15 protein-coding genes and 1 pseudogene are annotated in these 17,492 nt (G+C 36.0%); 10 read left to right on the forward strand and 6 right to left on the reverse strand.

Features of this window, described 5'->3' with window-relative positions:
- Positions 1-295 precede the first annotated feature (295 nt).
- From Q0543_RS02120 to Q0543_RS02140, 5 genes are all read right to left on the reverse strand, one after another.
- Entirely contained in the window at positions 296-1,438 is a 1,143-nt protein-coding gene (locus Q0543_RS02120) for a DEAD/DEAH box helicase (protein WP_299248404.1), read from the reverse strand.
- Positions 1,439-1,659: 221 nt separating this feature from the next.
- On the reverse strand, positions 1,660-2,034 hold the full coding sequence (locus Q0543_RS02125) for a VOC family protein (protein WP_299248407.1): 375 nt from the start codon (positions 2,032-2,034) through the stop codon (positions 1,660-1,662).
- Between the two features lie 477 nt (positions 2,035-2,511).
- Positions 2,512-4,761 carry a transglycosylase domain-containing protein gene (locus Q0543_RS02130; RefSeq protein ID WP_299248409.1) on the reverse strand — a complete coding sequence of 750 codons (2,250 nt, stop codon included), beginning with the start codon at positions 4,759-4,761 and terminating at the stop codon, positions 2,512-2,514.
- A gap of 84 nt (positions 4,762-4,845) precedes the next feature.
- On the reverse strand, positions 4,846-5,367 hold the full coding sequence (locus Q0543_RS02135) for a TlpA disulfide reductase family protein (protein WP_299248411.1): 522 nt from the start codon (positions 5,365-5,367) through the stop codon (positions 4,846-4,848).
- A 172-nt stretch (positions 5,368-5,539) separates the two neighbouring features.
- Entirely contained in the window at positions 5,540-6,361 is an 822-nt protein-coding gene (locus Q0543_RS02140) for a M48 family metallopeptidase (RefSeq protein WP_299248455.1), read from the reverse strand.
- Positions 6,362-6,420: 59 nt separating this feature from the next.
- Between Q0543_RS02140 and Q0543_RS02145 the strand changes: the two genes are divergently transcribed.
- The 7 genes from Q0543_RS02145 to Q0543_RS02175 all read left to right on the forward strand — a co-directional run bounded on the left by Q0543_RS02145 (position 6,421) and on the right by Q0543_RS02175 (position 14,194).
- Entirely contained in the window at positions 6,421-7,032 is a 612-nt protein-coding gene (locus Q0543_RS02145) for a fumarylacetoacetate hydrolase family protein (RefSeq protein ID WP_299248459.1), read from the forward strand.
- Positions 7,019-8,920, forward strand: coding sequence for a M23 family metallopeptidase (locus Q0543_RS02150; protein ID WP_299248462.1), 1,902 nt, complete (start codon positions 7,019-7,021; stop codon positions 8,918-8,920). Before Q0543_RS02145 ends, Q0543_RS02150 begins: the two co-directional genes overlap by 14 nt.
- Positions 8,917-9,366 carry a thioredoxin-dependent thiol peroxidase gene (gene bcp / locus Q0543_RS02155; protein ID WP_299248465.1) on the forward strand — a complete coding sequence of 150 codons (450 nt, stop codon included), beginning with the start codon at positions 8,917-8,919 and terminating at the stop codon, positions 9,364-9,366. The genes Q0543_RS02150 and bcp overlap by 4 nt, the downstream gene beginning before the upstream one ends.
- 26 nt (positions 9,367-9,392) lie before the next feature.
- Entirely contained in the window at positions 9,393-10,256 is an 864-nt protein-coding gene (locus Q0543_RS02160) for a transketolase (protein ID WP_299248468.1), read from the forward strand.
- A 96-nt stretch (positions 10,257-10,352) separates the two neighbouring features.
- Positions 10,353-11,309: a transketolase family protein gene (locus Q0543_RS02165; RefSeq protein WP_299248471.1), complete on the forward strand. Its 957-nt coding sequence runs from the start codon at positions 10,353-10,355 to the stop codon at positions 11,307-11,309.
- A 417-nt stretch (positions 11,310-11,726) separates the two neighbouring features.
- The gene (locus Q0543_RS02170; protein ID WP_299248474.1) at positions 11,727-12,953 is read left to right on the forward strand and encodes a Fic family protein; all 1,227 of its coding nucleotides are present in this window, start codon (positions 11,727-11,729) and stop codon (positions 12,951-12,953) included.
- A gap of 242 nt (positions 12,954-13,195) precedes the next feature.
- A complete protein-coding gene (locus tag Q0543_RS02175; protein ID WP_299248477.1) occupies positions 13,196-14,194 on the forward strand; it encodes a beta-ketoacyl-ACP synthase III in 999 nt (332 codons plus the stop codon).
- A gap of 202 nt (positions 14,195-14,396) precedes the next feature.
- Here Q0543_RS02175 and Q0543_RS02180 read toward each other — a convergent pair whose 3' ends face one another.
- Positions 14,397-15,473 (reverse strand): acyl-CoA desaturase, encoded by a 1,077-nt coding sequence (locus Q0543_RS02180; protein ID WP_299248480.1) that lies wholly within the window; start codon positions 15,471-15,473, stop codon positions 14,397-14,399.
- A 115-nt stretch (positions 15,474-15,588) separates the two neighbouring features.
- Here Q0543_RS02180 and Q0543_RS02185 point away from each other — a divergent pair, with 115 nt between their 5' ends.
- The 3 genes and pseudogenes from Q0543_RS02185 to Q0543_RS02195 form a co-directional block, all read left to right on the forward strand.
- Complete coding sequence (locus tag Q0543_RS02185; RefSeq protein ID WP_299248483.1) at positions 15,589-16,227, forward strand: TetR/AcrR family transcriptional regulator; 639 nt, start codon at positions 15,589-15,591, stop codon at positions 16,225-16,227.
- A gap of 159 nt (positions 16,228-16,386) precedes the next feature.
- Positions 16,387-17,229, forward strand: coding sequence for a 1,4-dihydroxy-2-naphthoyl-CoA synthase (locus Q0543_RS02190; RefSeq protein ID WP_299248485.1), 843 nt, complete (start codon positions 16,387-16,389; stop codon positions 17,227-17,229).
- A 63-nt stretch (positions 17,230-17,292) separates the two neighbouring features.
- Positions 17,293-17,492 (forward strand): annotated as a pseudogene (locus tag Q0543_RS02195) (hypothetical protein); the annotation flags it as partial.

The raw sequence follows: 17,492 nt of genomic DNA on the forward strand, positions 1-17,492 counted from the left end.
TAAATCACCGAAAACTTAAAATAATTGACATGTTATTCATTGTCGTTTAGGTTAGACGGGCTCGAAGACAGATATCAATTATTGAGGAGTGCGCTCTAATAATTGAGTCGTCGGACCAACTGAAAAAGTGGTCTGACGACTGCTCAAATAGATATAGTTGTTAACTAAACGAGAAGTATATGTGATTTATAAAAATACGATTGAATTGGTCTTTCATTTTAGCAGATAATAAAAAAAGAACATAGCTAAAAAAAATGATTCCTTACCAAATATTTCTACTAAACGTATCTTAATACTAAAAACCTTTCAAATCAAATTCTTCTGTAGCAATCAATTCTACTTTTTTACGCATCTTTTTCTGAATAACACTAAAGTGATGTTCTTCTTCTTTGCTTATTAAGCTAATCGCAACACCAGATGCTTCTGCTCTTCCTGTTCTACCTACCCTATGAATAAAGTCTTTGGGAGAGCGTGGCAATTCATAATTAATCACAAATGGCAAAAAAGGAATATCGATACCGCGAGATATTAAATCGGTTGCCACCAATACCTGTACCTTTTCTGCTTTGAATTGTTTTAATGCATCTGTACGCGCACCTTGACTTTTTTTGCTATGTATGGCAGCTGCATTGATATTGTTCGCTTTTAACTTCTCAACTACCGCATCTGCACGATGTACCGAAGACGTAAAAACCAGTACTTGTTTCATTTGCTGCTCTTTAATCAAATAGCGTAATAGCGGTCCTTTACGCTCTTCTTCTACTTCGTAGGCAACTTGTTGAATGAGATCAATGTTTATTTCTTCTGCTACAATCTCAATCTTTACTGGATCATGCAATAAAAACTCTGTAATGCTATCGATGTCTTTACCGAGTGTGGCAGAGAACAATAAATTCTGACGTTTCTTAGGAAGGAGTTTAAAAATACTTGTCATCTCTTCTTTGAAACCAAGATTTAACATTTTATCTGCTTCATCCAATACTAAAATTTCTACATCACTTAAGTACACAGCTTTTGAATCTACCAAATCCAATAATCTACCAGGTGTAGCAATCAATATTTCTACGCCTTGCATCTGTATCATCTGTGGATTAATGGATACACCACCAAATACAGATAAGGTTTTGATGCGGTTGGGTAAGGCATCGCTAAACGCTTTAAACACTTCTCCTACTTGCAATGCCAATTCGCGCGTTGGCACCAATACCAATGCGCTGATGTGTCTATTTCTACCTAAAGGCATTTTCTCAAGTAACTGCAAAATAGGCAATACAAAACTGGCGGTCTTACCCGAACCTGTTTGCGCAATACCCAAGATGTCGTTACCCTTTAAAATAGGTGGTATAGCCTGTTCTTGTATTGGATATGGAGCATTGTAAAATTGTTTTTCTAATGCTTTTAAAATTGCAGGACTTAAACCAAGTGAAGCGAAGGACATATATATGGGAGAATTTTTGAATGGGTATAAAGATACATAAGAATTATTTAATGTACGTCTCTCATGTTTACCTACACATCTTTCATAATACAAACCTTAGTATAAAAAATAAGATTTTAATACAAAATCAGAAGCAACTAAAAAACACATCCCCAAAATGCGCACTATTCGAATTATAAGATTAGAAAGCAACGTAAATAACAGGTTATTTTCTAGTAGACTCAGACTCTCCACGGCGGGTTTATTCTATTCTCACCCGCGCTATATAAAATCAATTGATTTCCATCGGGGTCTTTCAAACGTGCTTCGCGCCATAGCCAAGGCTTGTCAGTCGGTAATTCTTCAAACGTAATATTTACAACCTGTAATTCAGCAACACGAACATCCAAGTTATCTAATTCAAAATAAATCCAAATGCCATCTCCTGTTGTCAACGCATTCACTCTATGGATTGAAAAGGTTGCTTCGCCTTGATCACATAAAAATCGGGCATAATCGGGCAAGGATTTTACAATGAGTTTAAAACCTAATGTTTGATAAAACGGAATGGATTTTTCAATGTCTAATACTGGTAGGGTAATTTGGTTTAAGTTCATATCTTATTTTAGATCAGTCCAAACGTTGAGAATGCTTGGTCGAAAAGACCAAATCATGGCGAAATAATATAAGACTAAAATATAATTGAATTTGGGATACGTTCATTAAATGATAGATTTGGAATTCATTACGATCTATACTCTTCAGCACGTTAGTCTGAGCTAAGAATTCAAGGGATTTAAAGAAGATAGCAAATTATTAAGCGCAGTATTCAGACGACTTTTTTGTTCGTCCGAACACTTGTCTGTTAGAGATCTAGTGTTTAAATATATTGAACAAAAGTATAAAAAAGATTTTCATCTAAAACCTAAATCGTCTCGTTGAGCAGCAATAGTATATATATTATACAAGTATTAAATTTATACAGACTATGAAAACCGTTACACACTACTGTCGTCGGACCACTGAAAAAAAGTGATCTGACGACAGTACAAGCTTTGACAGCTTCACTTAAAATAAATCCTACTTTAATACCATCAATTAAAACCGTCCTGTACCTCAACCTCTTCTATTTGCGGCTCTTCTACAGGAATCAATTCTTCTTCCAATGTATGCCCTTCGGTACTCACAACTTTTTTTGTATTGCCATCAGGTTTCATAAATAATGAAGCCGGATACGCTGTTCCTGATTCGTTCTGAACGCCTTGCATGTAATAAGCCCATATCGGCAATGCCATACGTGCACCTTGTCCGTAGGTCATGGTATTGAAACGTATTACACGTTTTTCGCCGCCAACCCAAACACCCGTCACTAAATTAGGTGTAATACCCATAAACCAGCCATCAGCAGAGTTTTGCGTTGTCCCTGTTTTACCACCCAAGTCTCCTTTAATATTAAATTTACCACGCAAATCAACTGAGGTACCACCCGCTTCTTCTACAGAACCTTTCAACAATTCAACCATATTGAATGCGGTTTCTTCATTGATCACTTGGTGACTGCTTGTATTAAATTCTTCCAATACATTACCATACTTATCTTCAATACGAAGTAAAAATTGCGGTTGCACCCAAACCCCGTCGTTCACAAATACGCTGTATGCATCCACCATCTCAAACAAATTTACATCACCAGTACCCAAGCATAAAGAAGGAGTCGCTTCCAACGGACTTTTAATACCCATACGTTTTGCAAACGATACAACAGAATCTGGACCAACCAAATTCATTAATTGCGCACTGATTGAGTTAACAGAACGCGCCAATGCTTGCTTTAAGGTTAACTCTTCATTTGAAAATTTACCATTACTATTGTTTGGCGTCCAAGGCGCTCCTCCAGGAATTGGAATACTAATGGGTGCATCTGGGAATTTCGAATCAGGCGTTAAGCCTTTTTCTTCCATTGCATAAGCATACAGGATAGGCTTAAAGGTTGAACCCGCTTGTCTTCTACCTTGTACCACGTTGTCAAATGGAAAATAGGTAAAATCGATATTTCCAACCCAAGCACGAACGAAGCCGTTTTTAGGATCCATGGAAAATAAACCTGTGCGCAATAGTTTTAAGGAATGTTTAATTGAATCTAAGGGAGACATCAAAGTATCAACTCTACCATGCCACGTAAATACTTGCATCGGTATTTTTTTCTTCATTTCAAGCATGGCCAAACCTTCATTTCCATCATGCTCTTTTTTCAATTCTTTAAAATGATTGCTCGCTTTTGCAAGTCGAGTTAATAAGTCTGGCTCTGTTGCAGTCCAAGGTTCAGACTTTAACCATGCTTTATTAAATTGTGTTTGTAAAAAAGACATGTGTTTCTGTACAGCAAGTTCTGCAGATTCTTGCATACGTGTATCAATGGTTGTATATATTTTCAAACCATCTTCATACAAAAACATTTTATGTTCTTTACACCAGTTGATCATTATTTTCTTCAAATAACTTCTAAAATGTGGTGCCAAGCCTGATGTTTCGCCATCGTCTTGAAATTTCAATCCTAAGGGTTTTGTTTTGGCAACTGTTGCTTCTGCTAGGGAAATATATTCGTATTTAACCATTTGGTCAATTACGGTATTTCTACGATTCAAGGCACGTTCAGGCTTGCGGCGTGGATTGTAATACGATGGGCCTTTTAATAAACCAATCAATAAACTTGCTTCTTTTAAATTCAAATCAGAAACCGATTTGCTAAAATATTTTTTTGCGGCGGAACGTATTCCAAAGGTTCTATTTCCAAATTCAACCGTATTCAGATACATCACCAATATTTCTTGTTTTGAATACGACTTCTCTAATTGAATTGCAATAAGCCATTCTTTTATTTTGTGAACAATTGTATTATCCAATACACCTGTGTATTCATCTGCACTTCGCAGGCTAAATAAGTTTTTGGCAAGTTGTTGTGTCAAGGTACTTGAGCCGCGCTTCTTACCCATTAAAAGAGAGGGTACGATAGCAAATACCCCTTTAATATCAACACCGGAATGATCGTAAAAACGTGAATCCTCCGTTGCTAATAAGGCATCAATAAGTACTTTTGGAAGTTCGGGATATTCAATATCCGTACGATTTATTTCATTATAGAATTTACCTAAAACTTTACCGTCGCTAGAATATACAATGGATGCTTGATCACTTTCTGGATTTTCCAGCACATCAATACTGGGTATGGGTCCAAAGAGGTTAAAGGGATTAAAATATACCATTGATATTAAAAATATCAATCCTAAAAAAACCAGAGCCGTACCTTTAAATAGCCAACCCAGTAGTTTGTTGTAATCTTTCATAATCATTTAAAACAAGAAATGTATAGCCTTTGAAATCGTCCATTAAAAAAAAGAGCTTCCTAATGGAAGCTCAATTTACAAATTTTATTCTGCTAACAATTGTTTTATTAAAAGTTCCGTTTTTGAATCACCCGGAGTTGGTGCTTCAAAGTTAGCAACCTTGCCGGTTTTGTCAATCAATACAAACCGAGGAATATATTGCAAGCCATAACGTTCTCCAACACGCTCCTCTTCTCCTCCATTTCTAGCTATAAGATTTACACCTACAATTTCTTTTTTCTTTACAACAGCTTTCCAAGCATCTTCGCTGTCACTATTATCTACAGATACATACATAAAAACTACATTCGTATCGCCAGCAAATTTTTCTCTTAGCTTTTTAGAATGAGGCATTTCAGCCAAACACGGTCCGCACCAAGTAGCCCAAAAGTCAATGTATACTACTTTACCTTTAAAATCGTTTAAACTTACTTTTTTACCTTCCATGTTATCTAAGGTAAAGCTTGGTGCAATAGGTCTTTCCTGCACATCACCTACAAAAGAGCTCATTAAAAGTATCAACAACCCCACTGTTGTTACTAATTTCAAATGTATAAAACGGTTCATATATCTTTCTTTTTTATTGAAATGGCTAAAATGGTGCCATAAATTTAATTAAGGGAATCAGGATAAAAAGATACGAAAAAAAACGTTTTAAAATATAGGACAGGGTATTAAATAAAAGAATTCCATACAGTTAAACTATATGGAATTCTTTTATTTAACACAGCCATCCTATTTATTTTGGATGATAGAATTTCATTGCTTCTGGTAAATAAGCTTCTAGATCTGCTATTCTTCTATCATCTGAAGGGTGCGTAGACATAAATTCAGGTGGAGCTTGTCCGCCCATTACAGTACTCATACGTTTCCAAAATTCAACTGCAATATGTGGATCGTAACCTGCCATTGCCATAAATACGAGTCCCATCTTATCTGCTTCCGATTCATGTTTTCTACTAAATGGCAAAATCACACCATATTGCGCACCATATCCATAAGCTTGGTCAAATAATTGTCTCGTTAAAGGTGTTTTTGTAGAAAGTGCAAAATCAACTACTTGTCCGCCAGCTTGTGCAACCATCTGTTGACTCATACGCTCGTTACCATGATGTGCAATTGCATGTGCTATTTCATGACCCATAACCACTGCAATACCGCCTTCACCTTGACAAACAGGTAATATACCTGTATAAAAAGCTACTTTTCCACCAGGCATACACCATGCATTTACCGTTTTATCATCTTGAATCAAATTGAATTCCCAGTTATATCCTTCCAACTCTTTCGATCTACCTTGATCGCTCATGTATTTTTCAACTGCAGTCTTAATCGTATTCCCTACTTTCTTAACGAGAGCTACTTCTGTAGCATTTGTACTTAAAGGGCCTTGCTGAATCACTTCAGCATATTGTTGCGTGCTCATGGTAACCATTTCAGATTCTGGAACCAAACTCAATTGCTTACGTCCTGTAACGGCAACAGTTTTACAAGCTGTATATAAACCTGCACACAGTGTTAATGCTGTAGCTGCTAAAATAATGTTCTTACTTATCCACATAATATGTTATTTAATCTCAAATATAAGACTTTTGTAGGTATCAAGTCAATATTGAATATATGAAAATTATTGGAATTGGTCGCAATTATTCTGCACATACCAAGGAATTAAATAATCCACAACCAAGCGAACCCATTGTTTTTATGAAGCCCGATACTGCTTTATTAAAAAATAATGAGGCATTTTATTTCCCTTCATTCACGGAAGTGATTGACCATGAAATAGAACTGGTTGTTAAAATTTCAAAAGAAGGGAAATACATTCAAGAAAAATTTGCACATAAATATTACGATGAAATCGGCATAGGTATTGATTTTACTGCGCGCGATTTACAACAAAAAGCAAAAGAACAAGGCTTACCTTGGACCTTAGCAAAAGGTTTTAATGGCTCTGCTCCTGTTTCAGAATTTGTATCGATTAAAGATTTTCCAGATATGAAAAACATTTCTTTTTCGTTATCTATAAATGGCGAACTTCGTCAACAAGGAAACTCTGCAGATATGGTTTTCAATATTGATTATCTGATTGCTTACGTTTCGCAGTTTATTACGCTAAAAAAAGGTGATTTAATTTATACAGGAACGCCCAAAGGTGTTGGCGCAATTGCAGTTGGTGATGTATTGGAAGGGTTCCTTGAAAATAAAAAAATGCTTACTTGTGAAATTCGTTAAACTCATTCAAACCGCTTTACTATTCATGTGTCTATCAAATATTTTGATGGCACAATTCCCGAATGGCTATCCTAAAAATTATTTCATGTTTCCCATTAATCCGGGACAACGTAATTATTTAGCAGCCAATATGGGTGAATTGCGTCCAAATCATTTTCATGGTGGTATGGATATCAAAACAGGTGGACAAATTGGTTTGCCGGTGCATGCCTGTGCAGATGGCTATGTGTCTCGCTTGCGTGTTTCTACGAATGGGTATGGGAATACACTATACATCACACATCCGAATGGCTTGGTTACGGTATACGCGCATTTAGATCGTTTTAATGCAAGCATAACAGCCTATTCATTAGAACAACTCTATGCACTTGAACAAACGGACATCGATATATTAATTCCAGAGAATACATTACCTATTAAAAAAGGTGAGATCATTGCAAAGTCTGGAAACACCGGCGGCAGCAGCGGACCGCATTTGCATTTTGAAATTCGTGATAAAAAAGAAAATGTATTAAACCCTGCTTTATTTGGTTTTACAGAAATCGAAGATAACATCAAACCTACCTTCGATAAAATTGCTATACGCACGATGGATATTGACTCACGTGTGAATGAAACATTTGGCAGAGAAGAATTTTCTGTTACGTATTTAAGTCCAGGTAAATTTTCTATCCCACAAACAATCACAGCCAAAGGTTTATTGGGATTAGAAATACGTGTGCACGATAAAATGAACGAAACACATAATGTGTATGGAGTAAATTGTATTGAATTAAAAGTGGATGGCAAAGAAGTTTTTTATCACAATCTTGAAACGTATGCATTTGATGAAAACAGATACATCAACGTTCACATTGATTACGAAACGTATATTTTAAAAAGACAATATTTTCAAAAATGCTACGTGGCAGATGGCAATAATTTGAATTTCTATTTAATGAATGCCTTAAATGGAAAAATATCCATCACAGATTCTAGCACACATATCGTAGATGTGCGCATATATGATTCCAATGGAAATGCTTCTTCTTTAACGTTTAAACTTAAAGGCAAGCAAGATCAAAATCCTAAATTAACAAAAATATATACCCCGAAACCCGATTTTGATATCTACGAAAACACCTTAAAAATTAATGGTAGTTTGGGCTATACAGAGAATGCTACGTTGTTTTTACAACAAAAAAAGGTATCGATCCCTATGGCCTATTCCATAAATAATATACCAACATATTTATACGATTTGAGAAAAGGACTGCCCGACTCCTCTTCCGCTGGAACCTTTAAATCGGTTTATGATTTTGTAGATATGGTTGTACCCGGTAAACGAAGAATCCCCTTGGGAAATCTGACATTATTGTTTACCGACACCACCTTATTTGATACCCTTTACCTAAGAGTTAAGAAAAACATCGTCTTAAATGGAGAAGAAACCTTCGAAATAAACAATCCTACGGTACCTATTTACGGTCCGATTGGTGTAACCTTTTGTCCACAAAATTATGTAAATAAAAATGAGCGGTGCTACTTATACAGCATAAATAACTCATTATCAAAAAAATACGCTGGAGGCAATTGGACACAGGATAGTCTAATTCACAATCTAAGTTATTTAGGTAAATACATCGTTTCCAAGGATTCCACTCCACCCGTAATTACCTACAAATCAAACACAACAAAACGCATAAATTTCACTATTTTTGACAAAGAATCGGGTATTGATACCATTCGTGCTACCTTAAATGGTGATTGGGTTATGATGTATTACGAACACAAATCGCGATTGATTTGGTCGGCATTTAAAGATTCTACACAGGTATTAAAGGGCGATTTTGTTTTAGAAGTAACAGATAATTCTGGAAATAAATCGGTTTATAAAAAAACATTATGACACTAGCGGTTGGCGACAAAGCTCCTGTATTTAAAGGAATCGATCAAGACGGAAATACCATCTGTTTAAAAGATTTTGCAGGTAAAAAAGTCGTATTATATTTTTATCCAAAAGACAATACACCTGGGTGTACCAAAGAAGCATGCAATTTGCGTGATAATTACAAAGCCTTACTGAAAGCAGGTTATGTGGTTATTGGTGTGAGTACCGATGGTGAGAAATCCCATAAAAAATTCATTGAAAAATACGAACTTCCTTTTCCACTCATTGCGGACGAAGATCAAACGATTCACAATCAATACGGCGTTTGGGGAGAAAAGTCTATGTATGGCAAAACCTATATGGGCACGTTCCGCACAACCTTTGTAATTGATGAAAAAGGTAAAATCGAAGATGTGATTTCGAAAGTAAAAACAGACGATCACACCGCACAAATTTTAAAATAAACCCTATAATAGCTAATTCAATTATCATGTCAGATTACACAGAACTGAAAAAAGTATCATCTCAAGTAAGAAGAGATATCGTACGTATGGTACACGGAGCCAAAGGCGGTCACCCAGGTGGCGCATTAGGTTGTACCGACTTATTAGTGCTTTTATATTTTAAAATGATGAAGCATGATAAAAGCTTTAAAATGGACGGCATCGGTGAGGATATTTTTTATCTTTCAAACGGACATATTTCAGCAGTTTTATATAGCGTCTTAGCACGTTCAGGTTATTTCCCTGTAAGTGAGTTAGGCACACACCGTAAAATCAATTCTCGTTTACAAGGCCACCCTACTCCACACACCCATCTTCCAGGTGTACGTATGGCATCAGGTTCTTTGGGACAAGGTTTATCTGTAGGTTGTGGAACAGCACAAGCAAAGCGTCTGAATAAAGACGATCGCTTTGTGTATGTTTTAATGGGCGATGGCGAACAACAAGAAGGTCAAGTTTGGGAAGCTGCAATGTATGCACCGCATACGAAGTTAGATACTGTAATTGGTTTTGTTGATTACAACGGACAGCAAATTGACGGACCGTGCGACAAGGTTATGTCTTTAGGCGATCTTGGAGCTAAATACAAATCGTTTGGATGGAATGTCTTAAGCTGCGATGGTCACGACTTTGCAGACTTAGAAAAAACAATTCTTAAAGCACAAGCAAACAAAGGTACTGGTGTACCAACAATGATTTTAATGAAATCAGAAATGGGCGCTGGTGTTGATTATATGATGGGTTCACATAAGTGGCATGGTGTTGCACCGAATGATGCAGAACTAGCAACAGCATTGAATCAATTGGCGATTATTAATCCGCTGGTTAAGGGAAACCTCCAAGGAATCTAATTCAAACTAAATATTGTTATTCTCCATTGAAATCCTTGGAGGTTTTAATAGAGAACAACAATAGCACAGAAACCCATTAAAATAGACATTACAAGAATGAAAAAATATACATTTACTGAAAAGAAAGATACACGTTCTGGCTTTGGTGACGGGATGACAGAATTAGGCAAAACAAATCCGAATGTAGTTGCGCTATGTGCTGATTTAACGCCTTCATTAAAATTAAACGATTTCGAAAATCAAAATCCAGATCGTTTTTTCCAAATTGGTATTGCTGAAGCAAACATGATTTGTATTGCTGCTGGTATGACGATTGGTGGTAAAATTCCTTTTACAGCTACGTTTGCAAACTTTTCTACCGGTCGTGTGTACGATCAAATCAGACAGTCTGTAGCGTATTCTGAAAAGAACGTAAAAATATGTGCATCCCACGCAGGTTTGACCTTGGGTGAAGATGGTGCAACACACCAAATATTAGAAGATATTGGATTGATGAAAATGCTTCCAGGCATGACCGTAATCAACCCTTGCGATTACAACCAAACCAAAGCTGCTACGATTGCGATTGCAGATCACGAAGGTCCAGTTTACTTACGTTTCGGTCGCCCTGCATTGCCTGTATTTACTGCACCCGATCAAAAATTTGAGATTGGTAAAGCATGGATGGTAAACGAAGGGAAAGATGTTACCATCATTGCAACAGGCCACATGGTATGGGAAGCTATACTTGCTGGTGAAAAATTAGCTGAGCTTGGTATCGATGCAGAAATCATCAATATCCACACCATTAAACCATTGGATGAAGAAGCAATTTTGAAATCTGTTGGCAAAACAGGTTGTGTAGTAACTGCTGAAGAACATAACATCTTAGGTGGTTTGGGCGAAAGCGTTGCACGCGTATTAGCAAGCAACCTTCCTACTCCGATTGAGTTTGTAGCTGTTCAAGATACCTTCGGCGAAAGCGGTACTCCAGATCAATTGATGGAGAAATACGGTTTGAAAGATCATCACATTGTTGCAGCAGTGCAAAAAGTGATGAAGAAAAAGAAATAGTTTAAAAGTTGTTCGGGATTTGTAATCCCGAAAAGCAGTAAATAATTCAGACCTTCAAGGTTTTAAAAACCTTGAAGGTCTTGTTCAATAACAATCTTTTAGGGAAACCGATACGATGAGTATCGGTTTTTTTGTGCGTAATCCCAGCACTGACACGTATTATAACAGGCGTAAATATACCCGCAAAAACATACGCAAATAAATTAAAAAAACTATATTATATAGCAAAAAAAAATTTAATAAAGAGATTTAAATATATGCATCTGATTAATAAATAACATATTATAAAAAAATACATATTTTCACATTATTCTCAAAATGGCACGTAAATTCATCCTCAAAATAAATTTATTTTAAGCACTTTATAAAGAAAAAAGGCTATATTACTGAACACAATTTTTACCAACAATTAGAAAAATGGAATTGTACGAATTACCTAGTGCTATGGAACCGATGATCCCTACAGACCAGAAGGGAATATTAACAGAACGAGCAGTTGAATTGATACGTAAATCTGCTGCATTGTCGAGTTTACTTCATCCAATTACACGAGGAGCAGTTAGTCAGATTATAAAACCAATGAACAGCTATTATTCTAATTTAATTGAAGGACACAATACGCATCCTATTGATATTGAAAGAGCAATGAATCATGATTATTCGCAGGACCCAGGCAAAAGGATTCTACAACTTGAAAGCAAAGCACATATAGAAGTTCAAGAAAAAATAGAAAAAATATTTAAGGAAGATGTTACCGTTCATATTTGTAGCATAGATTTCCTATGTTGGATTCATAAAGAGTTTTATGCCGAACTTCCAGTAGATCTAAGATTCGTAAAAACTAAAGAAGGTAAATTATCAGAAGTATTTCCTGGAGAATTACGAACAACGGAGGTTGAGGTGGGTAAACACATAGGCCCTGCATCGAAGTCATTGCATTTATTTCTAGAACGCTTTGAACATGCATACCGTCCTGATAAAATTACAAATGCTACTAATCGAATTATAGCAGCGGCTGCATCTCACCACCGTCTTGCTTGGATACACCCATTTCTAGATGGTAATGGTCGAGTTATGAGACTTTTCACACATGCGTACATGATGAAAGAGCAATTGGATGGTGATGGTTTATGGTCTATTTCAAGGGGACTTTCAAAAAGACAAAAAGAATATAGAGCTGCTCTTCACAATGCAGATCTACAAAGAAATAACAATTATGATGGAAGAGGAAATCTTTCTAACAGTAGATTAGAGGAGTTTTGCTTATTCTTTCTGGACACAGCCATTGATCAGGTAGAATTTATGCAACAGTTACTGGATTTAGATAAAATCCAACTACGCATTAAACGATTTATAGACCTTCAAATTGTACATGGAAACTTTAAAGAAGAATCAAAAAATATACTAATTGAAGTATTCCTAAAAGGTCAATTATTGAGAAAAGAAATGGAACGCATAACGGGAAAATCTGAAAATACTGCCCGCAAAATAATGAAAGAATTAATCGACCATAAATTACTGGTTTCTGATGATTCGACGGGACCTGTAAGAATCAACTTTCCAATAAATTACGTTGGATATTTCTTCCCGAAACTATATCCAGAAACGATTGAAGCAACGTTAAATAATGAAGCATTCGATTAATTAAATGAATAATAATATTCAGTATTTAATCCTCCTTCAGTCTGCAGATAATAGTCGACACTACGATAGAGAATTATTAAATAACCACTGTAGCACAAGCCATAAATTATTTTCAAACTAAAATATAATAAATTTGTAATCTGTTCATAAAACGGATTGCAAATCCTATTTATCTGGCTTCGAAATTACAAATTCCAAAGAGCCATAAAACAAGATAGAAGTTCATTAACAATATATAACCCATGCGACTCAACTCTCAACTCATAGGTACTGGACATTATGTGCCAGAACAAATCGTTACCAACCAAGACTTAACGGCTTTCATGGAAACCTCTGATGCATGGATCCAAGAGCGCACGGGTATTAAAGAACGTCGCTTCTTTACCGAAGGTGTGGACACAGTTTCCAACATGGGTACAAAAGCGGCACGCATGGCATTAGCCAACGCCAAGATGGACGCAAGTGAAATTGATTTGATTGTATTTGCAACCTTGAGTCCGGATTATGCCTTTCCAGGCGCGGGTGTTTTGTTGCAGCGTGAATTGGGTATACCCAATATTCCCGCATTGGATATCCGTCAGCAGTGTGCTGGTTTTATCTATGCGCTCTCTGTAGCGGATCAGTTTATAAAAACCGGCATGTATAAAACAGCCTTGGTTGTTGGCAGCGAGATTCAATCGAACATAATGGAGCTGTCGGATCGTGGTCGCAACGTATCGATTATTTTTGGTGATGGTGCAGGCGCTGTAATCTTAAAAGCAACAACAGAAGATACAGGCATCCTCTCAACACATTTGCATGCCGATGGTACCTATGCAGAAGAATTAATGATGGAACACCCAGGAAGTAAAAGCAAGACGCGCATCACGGCTGAAATGATCGCGAGCGGCGCACTCCTACCTGTAATGAATGGACAGGCTGTTTTCAAACAAGCAGTACAGAAATTTCCTGCAGTAATCATGGAAGCCTTAGAAGCAAATAATTTACAGACTACAGATATTAGTTTATTGATTCCGCATCAAGCAAATTTACGCATTGCAGAATTTGTGCAAAAGCAATTAAAGCTTGAAGATCATCAGGTGTTTAATAACATTCAAAAATACGGGAACACTACAGCTGCATCTATTCCAATTGCATTGAGTGAAGCCGTGCAAGAAGGAAGATTGAAGTCTGGTGATTTGTTGTGTCTTGCGGCCTTTGGAAGTGGATTTGTTTGGGCGAGTGCGTTGCTGCGGTATTAAAAGTTATTCAACTAAAACCTATGAGGTTAAAAAAAAAACCTCATAGGTTTGCTCAATAACAATCTGTATCGGTAAAACGGTAAGTTGGTTTATCGGATTTTTTTGCAGACAAAGATAACGTTGTGGATTTGTATAAACGGTTTCACTGATTTTATTTTTGTAGTATAGTAAATCTCAACAATGTTCTAAAAATCACCCTCAATTATTCCATCGGCTTCACGCCCATTTTTTTCAATAAATCAATGTGCGATTTCAGTGCATCAAAAAACGAATCGTATTCATGGTATGGAATGGCATATTCAGTTGCTTTTCGTTTCACAATTTCAGATATCGCTGGATAATGTACATGGCAGATTGATGGAAATAAATGATGTTCTATTTGAAAATTTAAGCCGCCTGTAAAGAAACCTGTTACGTTACTTTTTCTACCAAAATCAGCTGTCGTATACAGCTGATGTACCGCCCAATTATGCTCCATCATTCCCTGTGCATTTGGAATTAAAAAGGTTGTTTTCTCTACAATGTGCGCCAATGCAAATATGGTAGCTATTGCCAAACCTTCAAAAAGATGACTCAAAATAAAACCTCCTAGAATTAAATACCAGGGCATTTGAACTACCAAAAATGGTACGATTAAAAATAGACAATAATAAATTCCCTTAAAAAGGAATAGATTTACATATTGAATTATTGGATGTTTTTTGTTGTCATAGTTCCCTATATTCTTTTGAAAAAATTTCTTATAATCTTTTGTAAAAACCCAAAATAAGGTGCTAAAAGAATATAAGAGGAATATATATATACTCTGATATCGATACAAGGGTTTCCATTTTTTGTGTGGTGTCAATCGAGTAAAAGGAATCGATTCAATATCCTCGTCTGCTCCTTCAATATTGGTATAGGTATGATGTACTACGTTATGGGTTATACTCCACATATAGGAATTCGCACCCAGCAAATCATACGAGCGACTCATAAGCTTATTTATAATTTTACGATCCGAATAGGCTCCATGAATGGCATCATGACCACAATTAACCGCCAGAAATACCGATGAAAGACCTAAGAATATCCAAGCCATATAAGTAAGCCATAGACTTAAGCCTCCAAATAAGATTGTTAGATAACTTATAATTAGAACACTAAGGAAAAAGAATGTTTTAAAATACATGTATGCATTTGCTTTCTTAGTATTTCCTGACAATTCAAAATATTCATTTACTGCAGAATTCACATCTTTGTGAAAATCCTTCGTGTCTTTTTTAAATACAATCTTCATCGATTAATCATTTTTGTTCTAATTCCTTGAGAAAACAATATTAGTACAAAAATACTATTTATTAGTACACTTGACCTATTATTTTTAATAACAGTAAAAAAGTGTAATTTGAAACATGAAGGAATCTACCCGCGAAATTATTTTACAAACGAGCCTCAAACTCTTTAATGAACGCGGCGTAAATGGAATTACCTTAAGACAAATTGCTTCAGAAAGTGAAATGAGCCAAGGGAACTTGAATTATCATTTCAAAAAAAAGGAAGATATTCTAAAAGAGTTATTTAACCAGTTTTCAATAATATTAACAAATGAATTTACTGAGGTGTCAAAACTTGGGCCTAATTTTTATTTCATTTTTGAGTTAGCTCGCAAAACGATCGTAATTCAAATGCAATACAGGTTTTTAATAGTAGATTTAAATTATTTAATACAAGATTTACCCCAGATAGAAGCCGCAGTAAAAGATTCTATGCTTTTACGTATCAATCAATTCAAACAGCTTTTTAAAGGATTCGTTGATAAAGGATTCATGAGAAAACCTGAATATAAAACAGAGTATGAAGAACTGGCAAATCGTTTATATATATTGGGGGTTTATTCCATTCTTCCTCTGGTAAAAGAATATGATTTAAACGAATCGAAAACAATTAAAAAATATCTTAGCATAATTTTATCTGCATGTTATCCTTATTTAACAAAAGTTGGCAAAACAACCTATACTATAACAGCACAGGATTATGGAATGAACATTTAGTCTAAGGAGAAAAGCCTTATACTAAATGATTGAACCTATGAATCATTAGCTAATCAAAATTTAAAGCATGAGAACGTCGTCGAGGTTTTGAACCTCGACGACGTTCTGAAATCAAACCAAAATCACTATCTTTAACCTCCCACAAAATAACATCTCACCATGGCAATTGATTGGAAAACAGTAAAACAATACGAAGACATCACCTATAAAAAAGCAAACGGTGTGGCACGCATCGCTTTTAATAGACCCGATGTGCGCAATGCATTCAGACCTAAGACAACATCTGAACTCTATGAAGCGCTGTACGATGCCTATGAAGATGCTTCTATAGGTGTGGTATTGCTATCTGCTGAAGGTCCATCGTCGAAAGATGGTATCTACTCATTCTGCAGTGGTGGTGATCAAAAAGTACGTGGCGAAAAAGGCTATGTAGGCGAAGATGGCAGACATCGTTTGAATATTTTAGAAGTACAACGTTTGATTCGTTTTATGCCGAAGGTTGTTATTGCGGTGGTTCCAGGCTGGGCTGTTGGCGGTGGACATAGTTTGCACGTTGTATGCGATTTAACATTAGCCAGTAAAGAACACGCCATCTTCAAACAAACGGATGCAGATGTAACCAGTTTTGATGGTGGTTATGGTTCGGCATATTTGGCTAAAATGGTTGGACAGAAAAAAGCACGCGAAATATTTTTCTTGGGAAGAAATTACTCTGCTCAAGATGCCTATGATATGGGCATGGTAAACGCGGTAATTCCGCACGATGAACTTGAATCTACTGCCTACGAATGGGCTCAAGAAATTCTAGCAAAGTCCCCTACTTCAATTAAGATGTTAAAGTTTGCAATGAACTTAACAGACGACGGTATGGTTGGTCAACAAATATTTGCAGGGGAAGCAACGCGCTTGGCTTATGGAACAGACGAAGCAAAAGAAGGTAGAAATGCATTTCTTGAAAAAAGAAAGCCAGACTTTGGCGATGTTGGTTGGGGACCTTGTTAACATTGTTTCCTAACAAAACATATATTACTTGAACACAGAAATAAAAATTTAAATTAATTACCTATGAAAAAAAGTTATTTTTTAATACCGATTATTCTTTTGTTTTGGTCTTGTAACATTAAAGAACAATCTGAAATTCAAAAAGAAGTTATCGCATCTACTGAAAGTATTACAATAGATGCAAAAGACCTATTAAAAAGTTTTGTCAAAGATAGTGCGGGGTCTGCTGAGAAGTATGTAGGAAAAATACTTTCTATAAAGGG

It is taken from the genome of uncultured Cytophaga sp. (assembly GCF_937863595.1).
Taxonomy (GTDB): domain Bacteria; phylum Bacteroidota; class Bacteroidia; order Cytophagales; family Cytophagaceae; genus Cytophaga.